Origin of the sequence: Bacillus shivajii (assembly GCF_020519665.1) — a bacterium.
Classification (GTDB): Bacteria; Bacillota; Bacilli; order Bacillales; family Salisediminibacteriaceae; genus Bacillus_CA; species Bacillus_CA shivajii.
In genome coordinates this window covers 3,660,641-3,681,289 of record NZ_CP084703.1, presented here as the reverse complement: position 1 = coordinate 3,681,289, position 20,649 = coordinate 3,660,641, and the positions used below count along the sequence as shown (strand labels likewise).

The 20,649-nt window shown below is 39.8% G+C and carries 22 protein-coding genes; 19 read left to right on the top strand and 3 right to left on the bottom strand.

Annotated elements, in window-relative coordinates:
* Positions 1 to 191: 191 nt before the first annotated feature.
* Genes LGQ02_RS17820 through hisIE form a run of 8 tightly spaced genes read left to right on the top strand, consistent with a single transcriptional unit; the run spans position 192 to position 6,649 of the window.
* Positions 192 to 1,382, top strand: coding sequence for an ATP phosphoribosyltransferase regulatory subunit (locus tag LGQ02_RS17820; RefSeq protein WP_226515652.1), 1,191 nt, complete (start codon positions 192 to 194; stop codon positions 1,380 to 1,382).
* The gene (gene hisG / locus LGQ02_RS17815) at positions 1,379 to 2,032 is read left to right on the top strand and encodes an ATP phosphoribosyltransferase (protein ID WP_226515651.1); all 654 of its coding nucleotides are present in this window, start codon (positions 1,379 to 1,381) and stop codon (positions 2,030 to 2,032) included. Before LGQ02_RS17820 ends, hisG begins: the two co-directional genes overlap by 4 nt.
* Entirely contained in the window at positions 2,029 to 3,312 is a 1,284-nt protein-coding gene (hisD, locus tag LGQ02_RS17810; RefSeq protein ID WP_226515650.1) for a histidinol dehydrogenase, read from the top strand. The genes hisG and hisD overlap by 4 nt, the downstream gene beginning before the upstream one ends.
* Positions 3,299 to 3,895: an imidazoleglycerol-phosphate dehydratase HisB gene (gene hisB, locus LGQ02_RS17805; RefSeq protein WP_226515649.1), complete on the top strand. Its 597-nt coding sequence runs from the start codon at positions 3,299 to 3,301 to the stop codon at positions 3,893 to 3,895. Before hisD ends, hisB begins: the two co-directional genes overlap by 14 nt.
* On the top strand, positions 3,895 to 4,521 hold the full coding sequence (gene hisH, locus LGQ02_RS17800) for an imidazole glycerol phosphate synthase subunit HisH (protein ID WP_226518368.1): 627 nt from the start codon (positions 3,895 to 3,897) through the stop codon (positions 4,519 to 4,521). Before hisB ends, hisH begins: the two co-directional genes overlap by 1 nt.
* A gap of 3 nt (positions 4,522 to 4,524) precedes the next feature.
* Positions 4,525 to 5,256: a 1-(5-phosphoribosyl)-5-[(5-phosphoribosylamino)methylideneamino]imidazole-4-carboxamide isomerase gene (hisA, locus tag LGQ02_RS17795; RefSeq protein WP_226515648.1), complete on the top strand. Its 732-nt coding sequence runs from the start codon at positions 4,525 to 4,527 to the stop codon at positions 5,254 to 5,256.
* A complete protein-coding gene (hisF, locus tag LGQ02_RS17790; RefSeq protein WP_226515647.1) occupies positions 5,256 to 6,017 on the top strand; it encodes an imidazole glycerol phosphate synthase subunit HisF in 762 nt (253 codons plus the stop codon). The genes hisA and hisF overlap by 1 nt, the downstream gene beginning before the upstream one ends.
* Complete coding sequence (gene hisIE, locus LGQ02_RS17785; RefSeq protein WP_226515646.1) at positions 6,014 to 6,649, top strand: bifunctional phosphoribosyl-AMP cyclohydrolase/phosphoribosyl-ATP diphosphatase HisIE; 636 nt, start codon at positions 6,014 to 6,016, stop codon at positions 6,647 to 6,649. The genes hisF and hisIE overlap by 4 nt, the downstream gene beginning before the upstream one ends.
* Positions 6,650 to 6,734: 85 nt before the next feature.
* Here hisIE and LGQ02_RS17780 read toward each other — a convergent pair whose 3' ends face one another.
* On the bottom strand, positions 6,735 to 7,313 hold the full coding sequence (locus LGQ02_RS17780) for a DUF4352 domain-containing protein (protein WP_226515645.1): 579 nt from the start codon (positions 7,311 to 7,313) through the stop codon (positions 6,735 to 6,737).
* Positions 7,314 to 7,526: 213 nt separating this feature from the next.
* The gene (locus tag LGQ02_RS17775; protein ID WP_226515644.1) at positions 7,527 to 7,991 is read right to left on the bottom strand and encodes an OsmC family protein; all 465 of its coding nucleotides are present in this window, start codon (positions 7,989 to 7,991) and stop codon (positions 7,527 to 7,529) included.
* 410 nt (positions 7,992 to 8,401) lie between these two features.
* Between LGQ02_RS17775 and LGQ02_RS17770 the strand changes: the two genes are divergently transcribed.
* The 7 genes from LGQ02_RS17770 to LGQ02_RS17740 all read left to right on the top strand — a co-directional run bounded on the left by LGQ02_RS17770 (position 8,402) and on the right by LGQ02_RS17740 (position 15,206).
* Positions 8,402 to 9,466: a tetratricopeptide repeat protein gene (locus LGQ02_RS17770; protein ID WP_226515643.1), complete on the top strand. Its 1,065-nt coding sequence runs from the start codon at positions 8,402 to 8,404 to the stop codon at positions 9,464 to 9,466.
* A 267-nt stretch (positions 9,467 to 9,733) separates the two neighbouring features.
* A complete protein-coding gene (gene trxB, locus LGQ02_RS17765; protein WP_226515642.1) occupies positions 9,734 to 10,690 on the top strand; it encodes a thioredoxin-disulfide reductase in 957 nt (318 codons plus the stop codon).
* An 809-nt stretch (positions 10,691 to 11,499) separates the two neighbouring features.
* Entirely contained in the window at positions 11,500 to 12,006 is a 507-nt protein-coding gene (locus LGQ02_RS17760) for an NUDIX hydrolase (RefSeq protein WP_319003489.1), read from the top strand.
* A gap of 13 nt (positions 12,007 to 12,019) precedes the next feature.
* A complete protein-coding gene (gene rapZ / locus LGQ02_RS17755) occupies positions 12,020 to 12,919 on the top strand; it encodes an RNase adapter RapZ (RefSeq protein ID WP_226515640.1) in 900 nt (299 codons plus the stop codon).
* Complete coding sequence (locus LGQ02_RS17750) at positions 12,916 to 13,860, top strand: gluconeogenesis factor YvcK family protein (RefSeq protein ID WP_226515639.1); 945 nt, start codon at positions 12,916 to 12,918, stop codon at positions 13,858 to 13,860. Before rapZ ends, LGQ02_RS17750 begins: the two co-directional genes overlap by 4 nt.
* A 54-nt stretch (positions 13,861 to 13,914) precedes the next feature.
* Entirely contained in the window at positions 13,915 to 14,856 is a 942-nt protein-coding gene (gene whiA, locus LGQ02_RS17745; protein ID WP_226515638.1) for a DNA-binding protein WhiA, read from the top strand.
* A 92-nt stretch (positions 14,857 to 14,948) separates the two neighbouring features.
* Positions 14,949 to 15,206, top strand: coding sequence for an HPr family phosphocarrier protein (locus LGQ02_RS17740; protein WP_226515637.1), 258 nt, complete (start codon positions 14,949 to 14,951; stop codon positions 15,204 to 15,206).
* 105 nt (positions 15,207 to 15,311) lie between these two features.
* On the opposite strand, the gene clpP is transcribed toward LGQ02_RS17740, so the two are convergent.
* The gene (clpP, locus tag LGQ02_RS17735; protein WP_226515636.1) at positions 15,312 to 15,902 is read right to left on the bottom strand and encodes an ATP-dependent Clp endopeptidase proteolytic subunit ClpP; all 591 of its coding nucleotides are present in this window, start codon (positions 15,900 to 15,902) and stop codon (positions 15,312 to 15,314) included.
* 564 nt (positions 15,903 to 16,466) lie between these two features.
* Between clpP and rpoN the strand changes: the two genes are divergently transcribed.
* The 4 genes from rpoN (at position 16,467) to gap (ending at position 20,378) form a co-directional block, all read left to right on the top strand.
* Positions 16,467 to 17,822 carry an RNA polymerase factor sigma-54 gene (gene rpoN / locus LGQ02_RS17730; RefSeq protein WP_226515635.1) on the top strand — a complete coding sequence of 452 codons (1,356 nt, stop codon included), beginning with the start codon at positions 16,467 to 16,469 and terminating at the stop codon, positions 17,820 to 17,822.
* 13 nt (positions 17,823 to 17,835) lie between these two features.
* Positions 17,836 to 18,084 carry a glutaredoxin family protein gene (locus LGQ02_RS17725; RefSeq protein WP_226515634.1) on the top strand — a complete coding sequence of 83 codons (249 nt, stop codon included), beginning with the start codon at positions 17,836 to 17,838 and terminating at the stop codon, positions 18,082 to 18,084.
* Between the two features lie 178 nt (positions 18,085 to 18,262).
* Positions 18,263 to 19,288, top strand: a complete 1,026-nt coding sequence (locus tag LGQ02_RS17720) for a sugar-binding transcriptional regulator (protein WP_226515633.1) — start codon at positions 18,263 to 18,265, stop codon at positions 19,286 to 19,288.
* Positions 19,289 to 19,370: 82 nt separating this feature from the next.
* A complete protein-coding gene (gene gap, locus LGQ02_RS17715; RefSeq protein ID WP_226515632.1) occupies positions 19,371 to 20,378 on the top strand; it encodes a type I glyceraldehyde-3-phosphate dehydrogenase in 1,008 nt (335 codons plus the stop codon).
* Positions 20,379 to 20,649: the final 271 nt, after the last annotated feature.

Here is a 20,649-nt window from a genome sequence, read left to right as displayed (position 1 = left end):
CTAATTATCATCTTTAATCCGTTATCACATTAGCACACTAAAGCAAAAAACCGAACAAAGAATCGAGAAAGTAACCTTATTTTTACCTGAACTATCCTTATTCAATCAACAAAACTTCCACATACTATAACGTGGATAGCGCAGAAAATACAGAAATCATAAATTTATATTAAATTGAGGTGTCATCACAAATGTCAAAGCGGTATATGTTTGAAAAACCTATTGGTATGAGAGATACATTACCTGAATTGTACGAACTAAAACGCCAAGTGCGTGAATCAATCTTAAGTGAAGTTGCATGTTGGGGCTATTCACCCGTTGAAACGCCGACACTAGAATTTCACGACACTGTTGGAGAAGCATCAGCGATCCTTGATCAACAGCTTTTTAAACTGCTGGACCAAGAAGGAAATACCCTCGTTTTACGTCCAGACATGACAGCCCCGATTGCAAGGATCGTTGCTTCAACGTTAAAAAACGCGGAGCGCCCGTTACGTTTAACGTATGATGCGCCAGTTTTTCGATCACAGCAGCGTGAAGGTGGGAAGTCTGCCGAATTCGAACAAGTCGGTATTGAATTGATCGGTGACAAATCAAATAGTGCTGATGGAGAAGTGATTGCACTGATGATGTCGTCGTTAGAAAAATCTGGTCTTCAATCTTATCAAATTGCGGTCGGACACGTTGGCTTCGTGAATGCTTTACTGAAAGATATTCTCGGGAGTGATGAGCGAGCAGGAGTTTTCCGACGGTATTTATATGAAAAAAACTACGTCGGGTTTCGCCAGGAGGTCGATCAGCTTCCACTTTCATCAATCGATAAACAACGTTTGAATGGCCTTCTCGGATTAAAAGGTGGTCCTACGACCATTGAAAAAGCACGTGACCTTGTTGAAACTGACGAAGGGAAAGAAGCACTTAATGAACTTGAAAACTTGATGAACGTTCTCGAATCTTATAACCTAACAGATCATGTTCTGATCGACTTAAATTTAGTGATGCATATGAGTTATTACACTGGAACCGTTTTTGAAGCGTATAGTGATGAACTCGGCTACCCACTTGGGAGTGGTGGACGATATGATCAATTGTTAAACCAATTCAATGGCGGTGAGCCAGCAACAGGATTTGGCGTTCGCCTGGATCGCTTGACAGAAGCGTTAGGTAAAACGAAAGAAGCGGTCTTACATGATGTTTGCTTTGTTTTCAGTGAAGAACGGCGTAAAGAGGCAATGGAGCAAGCGAAAGAGCTCAGAGCCGAAGGTCGCTCAGCCGTGATGCAAGACATTACAGGACTTACGAACGTCGATGCGTTTACAAAACAGTTTCGTGAAGTCATCTACTTAGTAGGATCGAATGGGAATGGAGGGAGCAAGCAATGATACTACAAGAAGATCTATTAACCGTAGCGATGCCAAAAGGTCGCATCTTTGATGAAGCCGTCTCTCTTCTCCGTGAAGCGGGATACCCTCTACCTCCAGAATTTGACGAATCGAGAAAACTCATTATTGAAGTACCTGAAGCAGGCATGCAATTTATTTTAGCAAAGCCGATGGATGTTCCGACTTATGTTGAACATGGTGTTGCCGATGTCGGTGTTGCCGGTAAAGACACAATGATCGAAGAGAAGCGAGATGTGTATGAAGTACTCGACTTAAAAATTAGCGAGTGTTACATGGCTGTTGCGGGGCTTCCGACATATAATCCGAAAGCAGATATCTCACCAAAAATTGCGACGAAATATCCGAACCTTGCTTCAGAATATTTTAGGCAGCAAGGTGAACAAGTAGAAGTGATTAAGCTGAATGGATCGATCGAATTAGCACCAATTGTTGGTCTTGCAGATCGAATTGTTGATATCGTCTCAACAGGGAGAACACTCCGAGAAAATGGACTTGTTGAATTAGAAACGATGATGTCAATCACCTCTCGTTTTATCGTCAACCCTGTTAGTTATCGCACGAAATCGGCACAAATTGACGAGATGGTTGAACGTTTAGCTACAGTGATTGAAAAGGAGAATGCCGAATGAAGATCATCCCCTTATCAGAAAGCGTGTCGCTAAAACGATCGATTGACCAAGGTACAGAAGAACAAAGGCAATCTGTCATAAATATCATTTCGAACGTAAAAAGTGAAGGAGACGAAGCACTGAAACGGTTTACAGAACAGTTTGACGGTGTCAGCCTCGATGATTTTCGCGTAACAGAAGAAGAAACAAAAGAAGCGTATTCGAAGGTCGATGAAGAAACGATCGCGATTATCCGAGAAGCACGAGACAATATTCAAGACTTTCATGCTCGTCAAGAACAGCAGTCTTGGATGACGACGAAAGATGACGGGACGATTCTCGGACAAAAGGTCACACCACTTGATTCTGTTGGTGTGTATGTTCCAGGGGGAAGAGCGGCATATCCGTCAACAATCTTAATGAATGTTGTTCCAGCGCAAGTTGCGGGTGTTCAGCGGATCGTGATGGTTTCTCCGCCACAAAAAGATGGTTCTCTAAACCCGGTAGTTCTCGTGACAGCAGCAGAACTGGGAGTAAAGGAAATCTATAAAACCGGTGGTGCTCAAGCAGTTGCTGCACTTGCCTACGGAACAGAAACAATTGCGCCAGTAGATAAAATCGTTGGTCCTGGGAATATTTTTGTTGCGATAGCGAAACAACTTGTTTTTGGCACAGTTGATATCGATATGATTGCAGGCCCTAGTGAAATTGTCGTACTCGCTGATCGTAGTGCGAAGCCTTCCTACATTGCCGCTGATTTACTTTCACAAGCAGAGCACGATCCGATGTCCTCTGCTGTTCTCGTTACGACGTGTGAAACAATCGCAAAAGAAGTTGCGTCAGAAGTGGAAAATCAGCTTACATCTCTTCCAAAGCGGGAGATCGCGCAAGCTTCGGTTGAAAACTTCGGTGCGATTTATGTAGCCAATGGTTTGTCTGAAGCAATTGAGGCTGTCAATGAACTCGCTCCTGAACATTTAGAAGTAATGATTGAAGAGGCATGGGCACATCTAGGAAAGATCCGTCATGCTGGGGCAATCTTTATTGGGGAACACAGTTCTGAACCGGTCGGTGATTATTTTGCCGGACCGAACCACGTATTACCAACGAATGGTACGGCGAGGTTTTCCAGTCCGTTAAATGTTGAAGACTTTACGAAAAAATCGAGTATTATCTCTTATTCAAAAGCAGCACTTCAAGACAATGGTGAAAAAATAGCAGCCTTTGCACGCTTAGAAGGATTAGAAGCCCATGCTAGAGCAGTTGAACAACGAATGGAGGATCAAGATGGAGAATCTTAACAGACAAAGTAGCCGAAAAAGAACAACGAATGAAACAGAGATTGAACTTCAGTTTTCGATAGATGGTGAAGGGAACGCAAATATTGGCACGGATGTTCCGTTCATGAGCCATATGCTTGATCTTTTTACCCGACATGGTTTATTTGATTTACATGTCTGTGCTAAGGGGGACACAGAAATTGATGATCATCATACGACGGAAGATGTTGGGATCGTCCTCGGCGAAGTATTAAAAGAGGCGTTAGGAGATAAAAAAGGGATTCGTCGTTACGGAAATGCGTTTGTACCTATGGATGATGCGTTAGCTCAAGTGGTTGTTGATTTAAGTAACCGTCCCCACTTGGAGTTTCGCGGGGAGCTTCCAGCCGCAAAAGTCGGTACGTTTGATACAGAGCTTGTAAAAGAATTTTTATGGAAGTTCGCGTTAGAGTCTCGGATGAATTTGCATGTGATTGTTCATTATGGAGAAAATACGCATCATATTATTGAAGCCATTTTTAAAGCGTTAGGTCGTGCTCTTGATGAAGCGACATCTCTTGATCCGAGAGTGAAAGGTGTACCTTCGACGAAAGGAAGTTTATGATGATTGGAATTATCGATTATGGGATGGGGAATTTACATAGTGTTACCAAAGCGTTGGAGCGTATTGGGGTAACACCGTTTATTTCAGAGGATGTTGAGAAATTGCAGAAAGCCGATAGTCTCATCTTGCCTGGGGTAGGATCTTTCCGCGATGGAATGGAAGAGTTAGAAAAAAGAGACCTCATCTCGTTTATTCAGAATTGGGCATCACAAGGCCGGCCACTCTTAGGGATTTGCCTTGGTATGCAGCTTTTATTTGATGATAGTGAGGAGAATGGGTTAACTGAAGGACTCGGTTTATTACCAGGAAGCGTTCGACGTTTTCCTGGGGTTACAAACGATGGACGATCGTATAAAGTACCACATATGGGTTGGAATCAATTGCGTGTTCATCAACTTAATCATCCCATTCTAAATGAGGTCCCGGCAGGTCATGTGTACTTTGTGCACTCGTACGTGGTTGAAGTATGCGAAGAGGATGTGTTGATTGCTTCAACCCAGTATGGGCAACTCGTTCCAGCCGTCGTTGGACGACAGAACGTGTGGGGAACGCAGTTTCATCCAGAAAAGAGCAGTACATTAGGCATGACAATGCTGAAAAACTTTACAGAGTGGAGAGGAGAGTAAAGTATGTTCACAATTTATCCAGCAATTGATATTCGTGGCGGAAAGTGTGTCCGTCTTTTACAAGGTGATTATAATCAAGAAACCGTGTATGGAGACTCTCCTTTTGACATGGCAAAGTCGTTTTATGAGCAAGGAACGTCATGGGTTCATATGGTCGATTTAGATGGAGCGAAAGAAGGCAAGCCAGTCAATGATGATGTTGTTCGTCAAGCAGCCGCTCAGCTAGGGGCAAACATTCAAATTGGTGGAGGAATCCGTACAGCAGAATGCGTCGCAGCATATTTAGATAATGGTGTTTCACGCGTTATTTTAGGAAGCTCAGCGATTTCAGATCCATCCTTTGTGAAGTCGATGCTTAAACAGTACGGAGGGGAAAAAATCGCGATCGGTATTGACGCACGAGATGGTTATGTGGCTACACATGGCTGGTTGCAAACGTCAGAGGTGAAAGCAGAAGAGCTAGGTGAAGAATTAGCGTCATATGGTGCGAAGACATTTATTATGACAGATATCTCCCGGGACGGGATGATGTCAGGACCAAACGTTGAGGCGATTGCCAATCTTGGTCGCGTGACTGGAAAACAAGTGATTGCTTCAGGTGGCGTCAGCTCTCTTGAAGATGTGAAGACGCTCAAGAAATTTGAAAACGACGGGATATCTGGCGCGATTATCGGAAAGGCAATTTATACAGGGAAAGTGTCACTGAAAGATGCGATTGCGGAGGTGACGTCCTGATGCTTACAAAACGAATCGTTCCGTGTTTAGATGTAAAAGAAGGGCGTGTCGTTAAAGGCGTTCAGTTTGTTGATTTACGAGATGCAGGGGATCCTGTTGAGCTCGCTGCATTTTACGATGAGCAAGGCGCAGACGAACTTGTTTTTTTAGACATTTCCGCATCACACGAAGGCCGTGAAACGATGGTGGACGTTGTTGAAGAAGTTGCAGGGAAGCTGGCCATTCCGTTTACCGTTGGTGGCGGTATTAATACCGTTGATGATATGAAGCGAATTCTACGAGCTGGCGCAGATAAAGTGTCGTTAAATACGGCGGCAGTGAAACGACCAGAAGTAATCACTGAAGGTGCTGACTACTTTGGCTCGCAATGTATTGTCGTTGCGATTGATGCGAAGTGGGATGAAGAGCTCGGGTCATGGCGCGTTTATACACATGGCGGCCGTCAGGAAACAGAGCGTGAAGTCATCGAATGGGCAAAAGAAATCGTTAAGCGTGGCGCAGGCGAAATACTATTAACGAGTATGGACCAAGACGGGGCAAAAACAGGGTTTGACCTCTCCTTAACGAAGGCGGTCAGTGAAGCTGTTTCCGTTCCTGTCATTGCTTCAGGCGGAGCTGGCTCGAAAGAACATTTTTACGATGTATTTGAAGACGCCGGGCAAGCAGATGCAGCTTTAGCTGCGTCAATTTTCCACTATAAAGAAACGTCTGTTGCTGAAGTGAAAGAGTATTTAAAGGAGAGGGGGCTGTCGATCAGATGAACATAGAAAACGTTCGTTTTGATGAAAAGGGGCTAGTACCTGCAATTGTGCAAGATGCGCAAAGTAAAGAAGTATTGACCCTCGCTTATATGAACGAGGAATCGTTGAAAAAAAGTGTGGAAACGCGAGAAACGTGGTTTTTCAGCCGATCAAGGCAGGAATTGTGGCATAAAGGAGCAACGAGCGGGAATACGCAAAAGATCACTGACATTCGTTATGATTGTGATGAGGACGCTCTAGTTGTTCTTGTTGAGCCAGCAGGTCCAGCTTGTCATAAAGGATCATATAGTTGTTTTTCAGACAGTTTACTAGCTGGTGAAGGTGAAGCGGTAGAAGCTAACGATGATCGTTTTGAGATTTTAAATACGTTAGAAGAAGTGATTGCAAAGCGTGATGCAGAACGTCCCGAAGGTTCTTATACGACGTACTTATTTGAAGAAGGTGTCGATAAGATTTTGAAGAAAGTCGGAGAGGAAGCATCAGAAGTGATCATTGCAGCGAAAAACAAAGATAAAGAGGAACTAACATGGGAAAGTGCAGATCTTCTCTTCCACCTACTCGTTCTCTTAAGAGAACAGCAGCTACCACTTGATGATATATTAGCAAGGCTAAAGGAACGCCACGGAAATTAATGCAAAATAAAGTGCCAGGAACCTGGAAAGTGATTTCTAGGCACCTGGCACTTGGTTAAAAATGTAAACCGGAGATAATGACTTATTAGCTATCTTCGTTGATTTCGAACTCCCAAATGGCCTGGCCACTTGTAAAGGGATCTTCAAAAATAAATTCATAATAATTGGATTCATCCGCATCGAAAGCGACTTCACCACGCATCGTTCGGCCTGGTCCAAGTTCTCCATCTAACGAGCCTTTCGTATCTGCCATAAAAGCTAAATCTTGAGAGTAGTGTTCTTCATCAAATAAGCTCATTTGTAGCATCGAAGAGACGTTGTATGATTCCTCTAATGTATTTTCGATTGTTAAATGAACAATCACGTATTGATCGTTGTTTGGAGCGTCCCATTCATCAGTCCCGTGATCAATGCGAACATCATCTAATGTGATTTGAACTCCATTAAACATCACAGCGTCACCAATAGATAGATCTTCTTCAACCTCTTCCTCTTTTTCCTCTTCAGGCTCTACAATATCTTCGACTTCTCCTTCATCTTCGGTTGTTCCAGTTTCTACATCTTCAATGATGTCTTCTTCTGTATCGTCAACACGTTCGATCTCAGCTTCACCGCCACAAGCAACAAGTGCTGTTGCCAATACTAAGAACATGATTTTTTTCATGGTTATATTTCTTCCCTCCATTTATCATCCTCTTCTAACTTACTTATTTTTAATAATGTCCAAAAGCTATATAACTCATCCTTCATCTCTGGATGGTAAAGCTTTCATTAAATTTCAGTGATGAAATAAAAAAGAACTAGTGTCCCTTTCATCACGAATGACACTAGTTCTTCTATAAATAACAGATTGGGCAAGAGCGTGATACTGTTGTGGTTATTTCCAATCCCAGTTCGTATGAAAGGAAATTTGACTAGCTTTTAACATCGTATACATTGGACAACGTAATTCAACTTGCTGGATAAGTTGTTCTTTCACCCCATCGCCAATAGTCCCAGCATGAATCGTCACATGTACATTGATCGTTTGGAAATACGGCCTAATATTACCTTCACCCATTAATCCGCGCTCATCAAATGTCCCGTCTGCCGCAAGTTCAAGGTCATTTATTGTTACCTCTAATTCTTTTGCGACCATTCGAATAATAACGTTCATACAACCAATTAATGCACCTAAACAATACTCTAATGGGTTCGCACCTTGATCCGTTCCGCCTAACTCTTCAGGCTCATCTGTTAAAAATTGATGGGATCGAACATTTATCGTAGTGGAAAATTGTTCCGTTGCTCCTTGTACTGCTAAAGTAGCTAGCTGTTCGTCTTTATTTATGTTTTCTCTCATATCCTTTTCACTCCATACATTCATTATTATTGTCTATCCTGAAAATAAGTTTAATAATCGGACCATTCGCTTTTGTCGACTCGCTTTCACCTCTAGTCAGAAGTACGTTCGTCCTTCACTTGGCTTGTGTTCACGGTGTCTTCTTTGCACCTCTAGGCACAAGTGCGACATCCGTTCGCCCTTCACATTGCTTGGGTTCACGGTGTCTTCTATGTCGCGGACGAAGTGCGATCTACTTATAAAGCTACAATTATCTTGAGGATAAACGAGAAAGAACATGTATATTGCGCAGTAAGTTCACAAAAATGTCAGGGACCAGGTCCCCGACAATTTTGTGAACATTGCGTTGTTCATTCAAAGGCTGCGTGTTATACTCTCTAAAGTGATTGAAAGATAGGAGGGCTCTATACGTGCGGAATACGAATGTAAAAGAAAAAAGAGGGCAGATCATCCCGTTTTTGCAAAATGGTGCATACTTTTATAAAAAGGGGATCGAAGCTTATCAGAACCGCAATATAAAGCACGCGATTAACTTTATTGAAAGAGCAATTCGCATGGAACCAGATGAGCCTGTGTTTAAGTGTCAATTAGCGATTATTTTTGCTGAGCAGGGTAAGTATGAAGAGGCAAATGTTATCTTAGAGAAGCTTATCGAAAAAGGTGATGAGTCATTAAGTGAAAGCTTCTTCTTTTATGCAAATAATCTTGCTCATCTTGGAAAACTTGAAGAAGCAAAAAGCCACCTTAATAAATATTTAGAGCTAGACCCTGAAGGAGACTTTTCTGAGGATGCTCATTCTCTTTTAGATATGATTGATAGTGAAGACATTTTGAGTGAAGACAGTGAGGAAATTGAGCCACTTAAACAAGATGAATTAGTCATTGACTATTTAAATAAAGGTGATTTTGATTGGGCAGAAAAAGAAGCGAGAGGACATCTAACTGAACAACCACAAGATTGGGATGTTTATGCGTATCTTGCTGAAGCTTTAATGAATCAAGGAAACCTTGAAGAAGCGCAGTCGATCTTACAAAACTTATTACTAAAAAATGAACCGAACTTTTTAGCACAATGCCTTATGTGTGATCTATTGAATAGGACAGATGACCCACAAGCAAATACATGGGTAGAAAACGTTGTCCATTTAAGACCGATGACAGAGGCTCATCAATATTATTTAGCAAGAACCTTATACTTTTTAGAACAATATCAACAAGCTTATAAATGGTTTCAAAAACTTCATCGTAGCAGTTCTTTCCAGAAGCCTACTGCTTTTTACCATCAAATGGCGATTTTAGCGTGGAAAAATGGCGAAAAACAAACGGCAGAAAAGCTATGGGAAAGATTGAAACGACTTGATCGTGAAAATGAAGGTATGATTAATGATTATGTAGCTGCGATGGAAAATGAAGCAGATTATCCATTGCCGAAAGATGAATGGTTTTATTACAAAGAGCAGCTAATGACTCAGTAACATTCTTTATCGTATGTTTTAAACTGCAATCGTGAAAACTATATAATAATATACCTGTTCCCCTTTCGTCATTCTTCAACCTTCCAAATATCTTTTTTACTTGAAGTAAAGGTTTTGAAAGGTCTTGCATTTGGCAACTCTTGTAGAAGACACATTTTCGAGAAAGCGTGAGCAGGTTTTTGGATTTTTAGTTAGTTTTAACTTAGGATAGAGTTGAGTCAAACAAGAAGAATGACTAAATACTCATTTCACTAGGGGAGATGAACCATGAGCGAAGAAAAAATTTATGATGTAGCGATTATTGGAGCTGGTCCTGCAGGAATGACAGCGGCTGTTTATACGTCACGAGCAAACCTTTCAACCATTATGATTGAACGTGGGGTTCCTGGCGGACAAATGGCGAACACGGAGGATGTTGAAAACTATCCAGGTTATGACCATATTCTTGGTCCAGACTTGTCGAATAAAATGTTTGAACACTCACGGAAGTTCGGTGCAGAATACAAATATGGTGATGTCAAAGAAATCATCGATGGCAAGGAATATAAACGCATTGTTGCAGGCAACGGTGAATACAAAGCACGTGCGATCATTATTACGACAGGTGCCAAGTATAAATCATTAGATGTACCTGGTGAAAAAGAATTAAGCGGAAAAGGTGTTTCATATTGTGCAGTTTGTGACGGCGCATTCTTTAAAAATAAAGAGCTTGTTGTCGTTGGTGGTGGAGATTCTGCCGTTGAAGAAGCCGTATATTTAACACGTTTTGCAAGTAAAGTAACAGTCATTCACCGTCGTGATGAATTAAGAGCACAAAAGATCTTACAAGACCGTGCGTTTGACAACGAAAAGATTGACTTCATTTGGAGTCACGTCGTAAAAGAAATTAACGAAAAAGATGGCAAAGTAGGCAGTGTCACGCTTATAAACAAGGAAGATGGTTCAGAGCGTGAATTTAAGACAGACGGTGTATTTATTTACATCGGTATGTTACCAATCAATGAGCCGTTCCTTAACTTAGGGGTTACAAATGCAGATGGTTACGTTGAAACAAACGAAGAAATGGAAACGAAAGTTCCTGGTGTTTTTGCAGCAGGAGATATTCGAGAAAAAACGCTTCGTCAAATTGTAACAGCAACAGGTGATGGTAGTATCGCAGCTCAAAATGTCCAGCATTACGTAGAAAATTTAATGGAAGAGTTAAAGGAAACATCCAACTCATAATGAAAAAGGCCTCCAGTCAGGAGGTCTTTTTAAAATTAATATAACTTTAGCCCCTTTTTGTCTACACGCATGACGTATCATTTAAGAGGGTACCGACCATTAGCTATTGCCACGTGCCCCCTAGGATATCCTTTTTGATCTGCCCCTATAAAACCTCCGACAACATAAGCACAGCAAATAGATTTTCCTTGTAATTCAGGCAAAAAAATGAAAAGGATACTGAGGATATAGGTTTCTACCGCAAACGTTTTCATGAACTGTTATATATGTGAAGATGGAGCTGTAATAAAGTTGTATATCTCTATGTTTCATTTATTAATGGGATTTAATAAAAAGTAACTGTCACTTAATTGAACTGTAACAATGCTGAAATAAAAAAAGGTTATTATAAAATTAGTAATTGACCCCCTTTTTATATATTCACTTTGCACGGGCAAATGCCCGTGCCTTTTTTTTTTGTACATATAGAGTTTGATCGTATAATCGGTAACTAACGTGCGTCGCCATAAACTTATAGGGATGAAGACAAGGTTTGTTTCAGTTTAGGAGGAGATTTTTCTTCATCTAATCCAGGCAAAAGGCATACCGTCTTATTGGTTGTGGAAGGCAAGATGTAGTATAATTATAACAACATCTGTTATAATCTTGTCTTTTAAAAGAAATCATTTCCAATGACTCTTCATTGGTCATAGATATATACTGAATGTGTTAATGATGATTTTAATTTTTGCCTTATATACACATTCATAAATAGTGTATTGTAATATAATGGTATAACAACTCGAGCGTACACTGAAAACTTAATAGAGGTGAGACAGTTGCAACGAGTGACAAATTGTTTATTAACAAATGAAGACGAAGTATTAATGTTAAAAAAGCCTAGTAAAGGCTGGTGGGTAGCACCAGGTGGAAAAATGGAACAACGTGAATCCATTTTAGAGAGTGTGACAAGAGAATTTATTGAAGAAACGGGTTTAAAGATAAAAGAGCCAGAACTTAGAGGGATTTTTACGATCATTATCGAAGAAAAAGGGAACGTTGTTGATGAATGGATGATGTTTACATTTCATGCAAAGGACCACTCAGGAAAACTTTTGGAAGAATCACCTGAAGGTCAACTAGCTTGGCAAAAGAAAGATGCTTTTTTGAACCTTCCTATGGCACGTGGTGATTATGAAATTTTTGACCATGTTCTAAAAGGAGAAGGGATTATGTATGGAAACTTTACGTATTCAAAGTCATATGAATTACTTTCCTATCGCCTCGAAGTTGCGGGATTGCCTACAAAGGTATTCGATGTAAAAGAAAATAAATAAAGGTGGGATGGTAATGCCTGTTAATGCAAAAAACCAACAAGAATTTGAACTAGTTATTATTACAGGAATGTCTGGCGCAGGAAAAACGGTTGCTGTGCAAAGCTTTGAAGATATGGGATATTTCTGTATAGATAACTTACCACCTGCACTTATTCCTAAATTTATTGATTTAGTAAAAGAATCAGGCGGGAAGATGCAAAAAGTTGCTCTCGTTATTGACTTAAGAGGAAGAGAGTTTTTCGATCAACTATTTACATCGATTGACAAGATTGGTTCAGAGTCTATGGTAAAGCCACAAATCTTGTTTTTAGATGCGAAAGATCATGCGTTAGTGAGACGCTATAAAGAAACGAGACGTTCACATCCACTTGCAGGTGGAGGTCCTCCACTAGAGGGAATTGCTGTTGAACGTGATTTGTTAGATGATTTAAAAGGTCAAGCTCAAATGATCATTGATACAACTGAATTGAAGCCTTTACAGCTTAGAGAAAGAATCATTCAGCGTTTTTCTTCATCTGATAAGCAAGTATTTAATGTCCACGTTCTTTCATTTGGGTACAAGCACGGGATTCCAATCGATGCGGACTTAGTATTTGATGTTCGCTTCTTACCGAACCCTCACTATATTGAAAGTATGAGGCCTAAAACAGGGCTTGATAAAGAAGTATCCGATTATGTGTTAAAATGGACAGAAACTCAACAGTTTATTGAAAAACTTCATGATTTATTAAAATATATTCTTCCCCAATATAAGCGTGAAGGTAAGAGCCAGCTCATTTTAGCGATCGGTTGCACAGGTGGAAAGCACCGTTCGATTACGTTAGCTGAATACTTTAAAAAACGTCTTGCTGACGATGGGTATCATACGTACGCCACCCATCGAGACTATGAAAAAGGAAAGCGAGAAGGTTGAAGAAAGCCAACGTCGTTGTTATAGGGGGAGGAACGGGGCTCTCTGTTTTACTACGAGGATTAAAAACATTTCCTGTTGATATTACAGCAATTGTGACCGTTGCAGATGACGGTGGAAGCTCTGGGCGATTAAGAAAAGAATTAAGAATCCCACCACCTGGGGATGTGCGGAATGTCTTAATCGCATTATCTGAAGTTGAGCCGCTAGTAGAGGAGTTATTCCAGCACCGTTTTCAAAATGGGAACGGGTTAAGTGGACACTCATTAGGTAATTTACTATTGGCAGGAATGACCTCTATTACAGGTGACTTTTCTCGTGGAGTGCAAGAGCTAAGTAAAGTATTAAATGTAAAAGGGAAGGTTCTGCCGGCAGCGAACGAAGAGATTGTTCTTCATGCAGAGTTTGAAGACGGGACATATATTGAAGGTGAGTCCCAAATCCCTCTTTCTGGAAAGAAGATTAAACGTGTTTTTCTTGAACCTTCACACCCGGAACCGTTGCAAGAGTCGCTACTTGCAATCGAGGAAGCAGACCTCCTTGTATTTGGCCCTGGTAGTTTATATACAAGCATTATTCCAAACTTGCTAGTACCAGAGATGACAGAAGCGATTCGGAATTCGAAGGCGTGGAAAGTTTATATTTGTAACGTCATGACACAACCCGGAGAAACAGATCATTATTCTGCTGGCGATCATATTCAAGCGATTTATGATCACGTCGGCGGAGACTTATTAAACGCTATTTTAGTGAATACACAGAAGATCCCATTTTCATATGCGCAGCGTTACGCAGAAGAAGGGGCAACAGAAGTCGAAGTGGATGAAAGTAGATTAAAGAATATGGGACTAGACATCATCGGTGATGACTTGCTATATTATGAAAATCAATTATTACGTCATGATGCATTGAAGTTATCGCAACGATTAGTATCAATGTTATAAACTTATAGATATCTATCTGTAAAAAAATGTTTAAGAAAGTTGGAGGTGAGACAGGTGTCTTTTGCTTCCATGACGAAAAAAGAACTAACACAATTAGATGTGAAACCATGCTGTGCGAAAGCAGAGCTAGCTGCACTCATTCGCATGAATGGATCGATTTCTTTACGCCAAATGCAAATCACTCTTGATATACAGACAGAAAATGCTGCAATAGCCCGTCGAATATATACGCTTATTAAGAAAATCTTTGATGTCCATGTTGAGCTTCTTGTGCGCCGAAAAATGAGATTGAAAAAGAACAATGTGTATGTCGTAAGAGTTTCAAAAGAAGCAAGGTATATGCTTGAAAATTTAAGTATTGTAGATGCAACATTTGCATTTACGCGAGAAATATCATCAGAGTTAATTAAGAAAGATTGCTGTAAACGTTCGTATTTAAGAGGCGCGTTTTTAGCAGGAGGGTCAGTGAACCACCCGGAGACATCATCTTACCATTTAGAAATTTTCTCTTTTTATGAGGAACACATTCAATCATTACTTTCTTTAATGGATGAATTTGATTTAAAAGCGAAAACATTAGAAAGAAAAAAAGGGTTTATCCTCTACTTAAAAGAAGGAGAACGTATTAGTGAATTTTTAAATGTCATTGGCGCACACCAAGCATTGCTTCGATTTGAAGATGTAAGGATCATGAAGGATATGAGAAACTCGGTTAATCGTCTCGTTAATTGTGAAACAGCAAACTTAAACAAGACGGTCGGAGCAGCGATGCGTCAAGTAGAAAACATCCGTTTTATTCAAAAAGAAGTAGGCTTAGAGACTCTACCTGATAAACTAAGAGAAATTGCGGAATTAAGAGTGAAGCACCAAGATGTGACGTTAAAAGAGCTAGGTGAAATGGTTCAAAGCGGGAAAGTAAGTAAATCAGGTGTCAATCACAGACTACGTAAAATTGATGAATTCGCTACAAAATTAAGAGCAGGAGAGAAGGTTTAACTCCTGCTTCTCAAAAAAAGCGGGATGAAAGCGCTTGAATGAAAATGCAAATAAAATTTGATTCGTTTTTAATGGGATAAGGAGGAAGGACAATGGTGGAAAAACAAGTTGTAGTAAAAAGGAAAACAGGATTACAAGCTAGGCCGGCAGCATTATTTGTACAAGAAGCAAACAAATTCCAATCAGATATTTTTATTGAAAAAGACGATAAAAAAATAAACGCCAAAAGTATCATGGGGATTATGAGTCTTGCGGTTAGTGCTAATACAGAAATCAAATTAATGATTGACGGTACAGATGAAGAAGCGGCTATGGATTCACTCGTATCATTCATTGAATCTGAAGAATAAGAGCGAGGGTCGATCGACATATCCTAAAAAAATGTTGATTGATCAATAACATGATTGTTATTAAAAAAGCCCCTCTGGAAATCCAGAGGGGCTTCAATGTGGATATTAGCTATTCGGCTTTTTGTCCATGACTTCATCAATTAAGCCATACTTTTGCGCTTCTACGGCATCCATGAAGTTGTCACGATCTGTGTCGCGTGCAATGACTTCAAGCGATTGACCAGTGCGTTCAGATAAAATTTTGTTTAGTTTTTCGCGCATTTCAATAATGCGCTTTGCGTGAATTTCAATATCAGAAGCTTGCCCTTGTGCACCACCAAGTGGTTGGTGAATCATGACTTCACTGTTTGGAAGAGCAAAGCGTTTGCCTGGCTCACCAGCAGCAAGTAAAAATGCACCCATAGATGCAGCCATACCGATACAAATTGTTTGTACTTTCGGTTTAATAAACTGCATCGTATCATAAATGGCCATACCTGCAGTGATTGATCCTCCAGGACTATTAATATATAATGAGATGTCCTTATCTGGATCATCGGCTGCTAAGAATAGTAGCTGAGCAACGATCGAATTTGAAACATTATCATCAATCGGCGTTCCTAGCATAATAATGCGGTCTTTAAGTAAGCGTGAATAAATATCATATGCACGTTCCCCGCGGTTTGTTTGTTCAATAACTGTAGGTACTAAATTCATTCTATACTCCTCCTTTATTTATCTTACAGGATGTGATTTTAAAGAGGATGTTCAAAAATATTCGTCAATTGACCCCTTTTTGAACAACACTTTATTATATTGATGGTACACCTTTATGATAACCAAAAAGGTCAATAAAGGTCAAATGATTTACCTCTAAAAAAAGTTATATACATAACATACTCCATCATATCCGAAAATCCTCCTTTTCAAACTATTCATTTGTATAATAAAGAAAATTTCATGAATCAATGACATAGAAGTAATAACGGAAGTGTTATTGTTATGAGTGTCAAAGAAGCTGCCTTGTTTTCGTAAACATTGTTGTTTTTTTACTTGTGTTCGCTAACGGCGGACGCTTACACCTCTAGGTACAAGTGCGACATCCGTTCATGCATCACTTCGTTCGCATTCACGGTGTCTTCTTTGCCGCAGCACGACCAAGCGAGTGAAAATAACCAAAATCAAAAACGAGTTCACAAAAGATTCCATTCGTATTCTTTTCTATGAAAGGCACAAAGGTCGGACGTTATCATGTATAATAGACTTAGGGAGGAAGGCCTTATGAATATGGATTTTGGATTGTTTCAGAAACAATCAATGAAGCTGGTCATGACGAATGAATTACGTCAGGCAATAACAATTTTACAATATTCTGTTCTCGACTTACGTGAATATTTGCATGAGCAGCAGCTTGAAAATCCGTTGATTGAGCTGAAAGATCATGAGGCTCATGAAGACATTCAGCGGCAACAACTTGACTCATCATCCTTAACTTCCTATGGAAGCACCCACCGTAATCAGGACGATGATGATGATGAGTATTCACCACTGGATCATATTAGTGATCAACAAGAAGGACTGCAAGATTACTTATTAAATCAAGTTCGCTACTTGCATTTAGAAGAGCAAATGAAGAGGATTGTCACTTATTTAGCATTAAGTGTCGATGAAAACGGGTATTTAACCCAGACGTATGAAGAAATGGCGCGTGAAATGGATGAACCAATAGAACTTGTAGATGAAGCGATTCAAGTACTACAAAGCTTTGAACCGCATGGGATTGGAGCGTCATCATTAAAGGAATGTTTACTCATCCAGCTTAGACAAATGGAAACTCGTGACGAGTTAGCGGAAGTCATTGTCGATCGTTATCTTGATGAATTAGCCAAAAAACAATATAAAAAAATCGCCCAAGAACTAGAGGTTCAAACCGAAGATATACAACTTGTAGCTGATTATATCCAAACGTTGAATCCAAAGCCTGGAGCGCTTTTTCATACAGAACCAGCAAAGTATGTTGTTCCTGATATAACGTTGAAAAAAGTGCAAGGACAATATATCGTCGTTTTAAATGAACAGCAGTTACCGAAATTACTTATGAATAAGAAATATGAATCTTTGTTAAATGAGCAAGGTAGTGAAATTGAACAATACGTCAAACAAAAGTATGAACAATTTCAATGGATTATAAAAAGTATTCAACAAAGACAAGAAACATTAAAGAAAGTAACTGAAGCCATTGCACGTCACCAATATGAATTTCTTGAGTATGGCCCATCTCATTTGAAACCGTTAACATTAAAGGAGATTGCTGAAGAAGTCGACGTTCACGAATCGACTGTTTCGAGAGCGACGACGAACAAATATGTGCAAACCCCCAAAGGGTTATATGAGTTGAAATATTTCTTTACGTCCTCTGTCGGAAAAGGAACGGAAGAATCTGCATCTTCAGAGAAAGTAAAAATATTTTTGAAAAAAATGGTTGATGCAGAAAATAAGAAAAAGCCTCTTTCTGATCAAAAATTAGCAAATGAGCTGAAAGAGGATCATGGAATTCATGTTTCGAGACGGACGGTAGCAAAATATCGAGAAGAAATGCATATTCCATCATCTTCTCAAAGGAAACGTTTTGATTAAAGGAGCTATTAAGATGCCGACTTATTATTTTTACACGAAAGAGGATTGCCCTCTTTGCATAAAAGGCTTGGCGGTTGTGAAAGAGCTTCAGCGAGATTACCGATTTGACATTGAGATGCGAGACATTTATAAAAATGATAAGTGGTTAGAAACTTATCAAATTCGTATCCCGGTTCTGGAAAGTGATTCTGGTGAAGTATTAGATGAAGGAATTATTTCTTACTATACTCTTGAAGAGAAGCTAAAAAAAATATTTTGTTAATAGCAGTTGCCTGCTGACCATTTCCTTGCTACAATAAGAGTTGAAAGGACTCGAACCTTTTCCAAATTGTTGCAAAAAGAGAAATGGTCTTTTTTTTCGTTTAGGTGGGACACAATAAGTCTACGAGGGACGAAAAGTAACCCACTCGATAAACGAGCGGCAAAAAGGAGCTTTTTACATGAACATGTTATTAGAAATCCAAAAAAAACTTTTACCCGATTTACTCGATGTTTTAGGTATGAGGTTTCGAGTATTGCGATTCATCAGGCTAATGGAACCAATTGGAAGGCGAGCGTTAGCGAATAGTATTGAAATGTCAGAAAGAACACTTCGAACAGAAGTGACATTTCTAAAGGAACAAGGCCTTGTCAATTTTTCCACAGCAGGAATGACGTTAACAGAAGAAGGGAAAAACCTTCTAGTTCAATTAGAAGAGGTAATGAAAGAAGTTTTCGACATCCGTTCGATGGAAGAAAAGCTTCAAAACACTCTCGGATTAAAAGAAGTGATCATCGTCCCTGGTAATAGTGATGAATTCACATGGGTAAAAAAAGAAATGGGAAGAGCTTGTGTTTCTTTTATGAAAAAGAAATTGTCTGAAACAGATAACACAATCGCTGTAACAGGGGGAACTTCGATTGCTGCTGTTGCAGAAATGATGGTTCCAGATACAGACTTAAAACAAGCGTTGTTTGTCCCGGCGCGTGGTGGGCTTGGTGAACAAGTAGAGAACCAAGCGAATACAATTTGTGCAACGATGGCGCGAAAAGCAATGGGCAGTTATAAGTTATTACATGTTCCAGACCAATTAAGTAATGATGCTTACCAATCGTTAATTGAAGAGCCATCAGTTAAGCAAATTTTAGAATTGATTCGTTCTGCAAACATGGTTATCCATGGGATTGGTGATGCGAAAAAGATGGCCGAGCGACGCAACTCTCCAGAAGGAATTATAGAAAAACTGGAAAAAGAGAGAGCAGTTGCTGAAGCCTTTGGTTATTATTTTGATGAGTCGGGGGATATTATACATAAAGTCTTGACTATCGGCTTACAGCTGAAAGATTTGCAAGACATTCCTCACATCATAGCTGTTTCAGGAGGAGCCTCAAAGGCAAAAGCCATTAAAGCATATATGAAGCACGGTCCTAGTGACGTACTTGTCACTGATGAAGGAGCAGCAAGAGCAATTTTGAATGAAGTTTAAGGATTCTTGTTAAGCTATTCAAGGGTTTTCCCTTTGAAAGATAAATTAGCGATTTTTTATATTCTTAAGGAGGAATTTTATTATGGCTACAAAAATTGGTATTAATGGATTTGGACGTATTGGACGTAACGTTTTCCGTGCAGCAATCAATAACCCTGAGGTAGATATTGTTGCAGTAAACGACTTAACAGATGCAAACATGTTAGCACACTTATTACAATATGACACTGTTCACGGTAAGTTTGATGCAACGGTTGAAGTACAAGGCGAAAACCTTGTTGTCGATGGAAAAGAAATTAAAGTATTAGCTGAGCGTGATCCAGCACAATTAGGGTGGAGCGATCTAGGTGTTGAAGTTGTTGTTGAATCAACAGGCCGTTTCACAAAGCGTGACGATGCTGCTAAACATATTGAAGCAGGTGCGAAAAAAGTAATCATCTCTGCTCCAGCTAACCAAGAAGATATCACAATTGTTATGGGTGTTAACGAAGATAAGTATGATGCAGGAAGCCACCATGTTATTTCAAACGCTTCTTGTACAACAAACTGTCTTGCACCATTTGCGAAAGTATTAAATGACAAGTTCGGACTTAAGCGTGGTATGATGACAACGGTTCACTCTTACACAAACGATCAGCAAATTCTTGATCTTCCACATAAAGATTACCGTCGTGCGCGTGCTGCTGCAGAGAACATCATCCCGACATCAACTGGTGCGGCAAAAGCGGTATCACTTGTTCTTCCAGAGCTTGAAGGTAAGTTAAACGGTGGAGCAATGCGCGTACCAACTCCAAACGTTTCTCTAGTTGACCTTGTTGCTGAGTTAGACAAAGATGTAACAGCAGACGAAGTAAATGCAGCATTTAAAGAAGCAGCTGAAGGAGAGCTTAACGGTGTACTAGCTTACAGCGAAGAGCCATTAGTATCTGGTGACTATAACGGAAACCCATCTTCTTCAACAATTGATTCACTTTCTACAATGGTTATGGAAGGAAACATGGTAAAAGTAATTTCTTGGTACGATAACGAAGCTGGTTACTCTCACCGTGTTGTTGACCTTGTTGAATACATTGCTAAGCAAGGACTATAATATCCTCGAACGTAAAACAAACATGTAACACAATGAAGATCAAAAAGCTACCTAATCGTTCTTTTTGATCTTCATTATAAAAGGGGGGGGGAGGCAGATGTAATCCTGTTCTCCTCTTTCATCTTTATTTTCAACTTTCCATGGTTCACTCTGTAAAAAGGGAAAATTGAGCTTTGAATGTGATATCCTAACAATTATGTCATATGATTGTGAACTGGAGGCAGACTAACAAAAAGTCGAGCTTCTTTACATACCATTCATAGAGGCTAAT

Bases quoted from the DNA above. Each gene is read 5' to 3' on its own strand.
- clpP (WP_226515636.1), bottom strand. From the start codon at position 15,902: ATGAATTTAGTACCTACAGTTATTGAACAAACAAACCGCGGGGAACGT.
- LGQ02_RS17740 (WP_226515637.1), top strand. From the start codon at position 14,949: ATGGTGGAAAAACAAGTTGTAGTAAAAAGGAAAACAGGATTACAAGCT.
- trxB (WP_226515642.1), top strand. From the start codon at position 9,734: ATGAGCGAAGAAAAAATTTATGATGTAGCGATTATTGGAGCTGGTCCT.
- LGQ02_RS17720 (WP_226515633.1), top strand. From the start codon at position 18,263: ATGAACATGTTATTAGAAATCCAAAAAAAACTTTTACCCGATTTACTC.
- hisB (WP_226515649.1), top strand. From the start codon at position 3,299: ATGGAGAATCTTAACAGACAAAGTAGCCGAAAAAGAACAACGAATGAA.
- hisD (WP_226515650.1), top strand. From the start codon at position 2,029: ATGAAGATCATCCCCTTATCAGAAAGCGTGTCGCTAAAACGATCGATT.
- LGQ02_RS17780 (WP_226515645.1), bottom strand. From the start codon at position 7,313: ATGAAAAAAATCATGTTCTTAGTATTGGCAACAGCACTTGTTGCTTGT.
- hisA (WP_226515648.1), top strand. From the start codon at position 4,525: ATGTTCACAATTTATCCAGCAATTGATATTCGTGGCGGAAAGTGTGTC.
- hisF (WP_226515647.1), top strand. From the start codon at position 5,256: ATGCTTACAAAACGAATCGTTCCGTGTTTAGATGTAAAAGAAGGGCGT.
- rapZ (WP_226515640.1), top strand. From the start codon at position 12,020: ATGCCTGTTAATGCAAAAAACCAACAAGAATTTGAACTAGTTATTATT.
- hisH (WP_226518368.1), top strand. From the start codon at position 3,895: ATGATTGGAATTATCGATTATGGGATGGGGAATTTACATAGTGTTACC.
- hisG (WP_226515651.1), top strand. From the start codon at position 1,379: ATGATACTACAAGAAGATCTATTAACCGTAGCGATGCCAAAAGGTCGC.
- LGQ02_RS17725 (WP_226515634.1), top strand. From the start codon at position 17,836: ATGCCGACTTATTATTTTTACACGAAAGAGGATTGCCCTCTTTGCATA.
- LGQ02_RS17820 (WP_226515652.1), top strand. From the start codon at position 192: ATGTCAAAGCGGTATATGTTTGAAAAACCTATTGGTATGAGAGATACA.
- gap (WP_226515632.1), top strand. From the start codon at position 19,371: ATGGCTACAAAAATTGGTATTAATGGATTTGGACGTATTGGACGTAAC.
- hisIE (WP_226515646.1), top strand. From the start codon at position 6,014: ATGAACATAGAAAACGTTCGTTTTGATGAAAAGGGGCTAGTACCTGCA.
- rpoN (WP_226515635.1), top strand. From the start codon at position 16,467: ATGAATATGGATTTTGGATTGTTTCAGAAACAATCAATGAAGCTGGTC.
- LGQ02_RS17775 (WP_226515644.1), bottom strand. From the start codon at position 7,991: ATGAGAGAAAACATAAATAAAGACGAACAGCTAGCTACTTTAGCAGTA.